This is a genomic window from Methylobacter sp. (genome assembly GCF_004322395.1).
Lineage (GTDB): Bacteria > Pseudomonadota > Gammaproteobacteria > Methylococcales > Methylomonadaceae > Methylobacter_A.
Map to the genome: position 1 here is coordinate 1 of NZ_SCTW01000061.1, position 3,279 is coordinate 3,279.

General features: G+C 48.8%; 4 protein-coding genes. 2 read left to right on the plus strand and 2 right to left on the minus strand.

Going from position 1 to position 3,279, the window contains the following annotated elements; translation table 11 throughout:
- Positions 1-240: hypothetical protein (locus EPO18_RS09260; protein WP_292433078.1), on the plus strand; the 240-nt coding region annotated here is incomplete at its 5' end.
- A gap of 217 nt (positions 241-457) precedes the next feature.
- Here the strand turns inward: EPO18_RS09260 and EPO18_RS09265 are convergent.
- Both EPO18_RS09265 and EPO18_RS09270 read right to left on the minus strand, forming a co-directional pair.
- Positions 458-1,219: an ABC transporter permease gene (locus tag EPO18_RS09265; protein ID WP_292433079.1), complete on the minus strand. Its 762-nt coding sequence runs from the start codon at positions 1,217-1,219 to the stop codon at positions 458-460.
- Positions 1,216-2,181 carry an ABC transporter ATP-binding protein gene (locus EPO18_RS09270; protein WP_292433080.1) on the minus strand — a complete coding sequence of 322 codons (966 nt, stop codon included), beginning with the start codon at positions 2,179-2,181 and terminating at the stop codon, positions 1,216-1,218. The genes EPO18_RS09265 and EPO18_RS09270 overlap by 4 nt, the downstream gene beginning before the upstream one ends.
- 727 nt (positions 2,182-2,908) lie before the next feature.
- Between EPO18_RS09270 and EPO18_RS09275 the strand changes: the two genes are divergently transcribed.
- Positions 2,909-3,279, plus strand: a 371-nt coding sequence (locus EPO18_RS09275) for a type 1 glutamine amidotransferase domain-containing protein (RefSeq protein WP_292433081.1), incomplete at its 3' end; no start/stop codon positions are given.

The following is a 3,279-nucleotide window of genomic DNA, read 5'->3' on the forward strand; positions in this document are numbered from 1 at the left end:
AAAATCAGCCATCAGGCAAAGAATATTTATCAAGCTAACCCTTTTTTCAATAAATCTAGTAAAAATGAGTCAGAAGATAAGCTGAGCCTCAAAAGTCCAGTTTGTTTTTACACAGCCTGGGTCGATTTCGGTCTTTTGCGAATGACGAAGTTCGGCCATGTGCGGTCGGTCACCGAAGCCGGACCTATGACCGCATTTACACGGAAAGCGGACGTAATGGACAATGACAGCCAGAGGTAGATTAGCTAGCTCTCAGTAACGGTCTGTAAACATAATCCCTAAGACCAGCAAACATCCTTCTTTTCGGCCCGAATTAGCTGCAAATACCGAACCCATCGACCCGAATTAATTGCTAAAGGTATCTTACCCTTCAGGGTCGAGGCATTGATTTACAATTTAGTAATCGCTCAGCTTTGTATAGGGTATCTGTTGAGATATTAAGCCCATGTTCGGCGCCTCAGTTTCTAATCTTGTACCCAGTCTTAAACACCCACCCTACAATAGTCAGGCAGATGATAAGAAAGCCAAACGTCATACCAATACTCATGCCAATGTGCACATCGGCGACGCCGTAAAAGCACCAGCGAAAACCGCTGATCAAATATACCACTGGATTGAACAGGGTGATCTTCTGCCACAATGGAGGCAACATAGTGATCGAATAGAACGCGCCGCCCAAGAATGTGAGCGGGGTGACGATCAACATCGGCACCACCTGTAGTTTCTGAAAATTATCGGCCCATAGGCCGATAATGAAGCCAAATAGACTGAAAGTAACAGCAGTGAGCACAAGAAAAGCGATCATCCATAAGGGATGGGCGATCTCGTAGGGCACGAAAATGCGGGCGGTGCCCAGAATGAGTAGCCCCAACATCACCGACTTGGTCGCCGCCGCCCCCACATAACCAATCAGCACTTCGACCCATGAAACCGGTGCCGATAGCAGCTCATATATAGTGCCCGACCACTTGGGCATGTAAATGCCGAAAGAAGCATTGGAGATGCTTTCGTTCAGTAAATTCAGCATGACCAGCCCTGGGATGATGAAGGCGCCATAACTGACGTCGTCAATGTCGCCCATACGCGAACCGATGGCTTTGCCAAACACGATGAAGTACAGCGAGGTGGTAAGCACCGGTGCGGCGATGCTTTCCCACAGAGTACGAAAGGTGCGTGCCATTTCAAAGTGGTAAATGGCGCGAATGCCATAGATGTTCATTCCAGTGCCTCCTTGGGCTGATGCACCAGACTGACGAAGATGTCCTCCAGTGAACTCTCGCTGGAGCTTAAGTCTTTGAATTCGATATTGTGTTCACCTAGCGTGCGCAATAGCTCGGCAATGCCGGTTTCTTCTTTTTGGCTGTCGAAGCTATAAACCAGGGCGTGTCCATCGTCGGTGAGCTCCAACGACCAAGCGCTTAGCTCGGTCGGGATGCTGTCCATTGTCTGTCGCAAAGTCAGCGTGAGCTGCTTTTTGCCGAGCTTGCGCATTAGCACATCTTTGTCTTCAACAACGATCAGTTCACCTTTGCTGATGACGCCGATGCGGTCCGCTATGTCTTCGGCTTCTTCAATATAATGTGTGGTCAGAATGATGGTGGTACCCTGCTCACGTAGTTCGCGCACCATGCGCCACATGTCGTGTCGTAACTCCACATCCACGCCGGCACTCGGCTCATCAAGAAACAATATCGTTGGTTCATGCGCGAGGGCTTTGGCAATCAGCACGCGACGTTTCATCCCTCCAGAGAGTGTCATGATTTTTGCGTTGCGCTTGTCCCACAAGGACAGATTGCGCAGCACTTTTTCCAGGTAGGTTGCGTTGGGGGCCTTGCCGAACAGCCCCCGACTGAATTTGATCGTGGCCCAGACCGACTCAAACGAGTCCGTATAGAGTTCCTGCGGCACCAACCCGATGGTTGCCCGCGCCGCGCGGTAGTCTCGCACGGTGTCGTGACCGTCGGCGATGATGGTTCCAGAGGTAGCCTTGACGATGCCGCAAATGATGCTAATCAGTGTCGTCTTGCCCGCACCATTGGGTCCGAGCAAGGCGAATATCTCACCGCGTTTTATCTCCAGATTAATTTTTTTGAGCGCTTGGAAACCGCTGGCATACGTCTTGTTAACGTCGCGCACGAAGATGATCGGAACGAAATTATCGGCAGCTGCGGATGAGGGCATTGTCTTTATCAATGTAATAGGTTTGGCAAAGGACTTTCTCACAATGTAAATGATTGTATAAATAATTGTTTATCTTCAGCAATCATGGCTAAACCTGCCGTTTCTCCGGCAGTAGTCTCAGAGTCCAGACCTTAATTGTAATCTGATGTTTGGGTGTGTTTGACAAACAATAGTAAAGTCCCATAGACGTGTAGTTTAATCAATCTCAGCGTCTATATTTAATAACAATTGGCTTTTTAGTGTCATACGTTTCTATACATATTGTGTTTCTAGTTTGAACTGTTATGGTTTTTTTAACGGTTGAAATGAAATGGCGCTTTTAAACTATAGAAGACCCTCAACAGCCAATTGCAGCATTCGGCTTACATTCTATGTTATCCGCAAACTGTTTTTATGCGCATTTGCGTGTTAGCCAGTTTAAAAAATAGTCTTGAAAGTTATTTTTGTTAATTACTCTTGAAATGAATACAAGGTATCCAAACCTAGATAATTACTTGTTAGGCGGAACGGGCCAAAGGGGCATTGGCCGATGGCAAGCTCAGTCGATGTGCTGCGCGAAAGGATTAGCGCGCTTATCGCGGCGTTTAGAAAAACGGATGTGTCAACGCCGCTCGTCGCGCCGACTGATCAGGAGGCACGCCCCTACCTTCGTCCAATAAACTGTCTCCACGCTTCTGGCTTAATCGCAGTTGTAGTTTCCTAATCGATTGAACAAAGGAGGAACACCATGAACATTCTGATGGTACTGACGTCTCATGACACGCTTGGGAATACAGGGAGGAAGACGGGGTTCTGGCTGGAAGAATTCTGCGCCCCTTACTACACGTTCATTGATGCGGGTGCTAGCGTTACGGTCGCTTCCCCCAAAGGCGGCGAACCGCCGCTCGACCCCAATAGCGACACGCCCGAGGGGCAGACCGACCTTACACGCCGATTTAAGAAAGATCCCAAAGCGCAGGCCGTACTGGCCGGCACGACGAAATTGTCCGACGTGAAGGCGCAGGATTACGACGCGATCTTTTATCCGGGCGGTCACGGTCCGATGTGGGACTTGGCTGAAGATCCAATTTCGAATACCTTGATCGAAACATTTTACAA

Coding starts and splice junctions, on each gene's coding strand:
- EPO18_RS09265 (WP_292433079.1), bottom strand. CDS start 1,219: ATGAACATCTATGGCATTCGCGCCATTTACCACTTTGAAATGGCACGC.
- EPO18_RS09270 (WP_292433080.1), bottom strand. CDS start 2,181: ATGCCCTCATCCGCAGCTGCCGATAATTTCGTTCCGATCATCTTCGTG.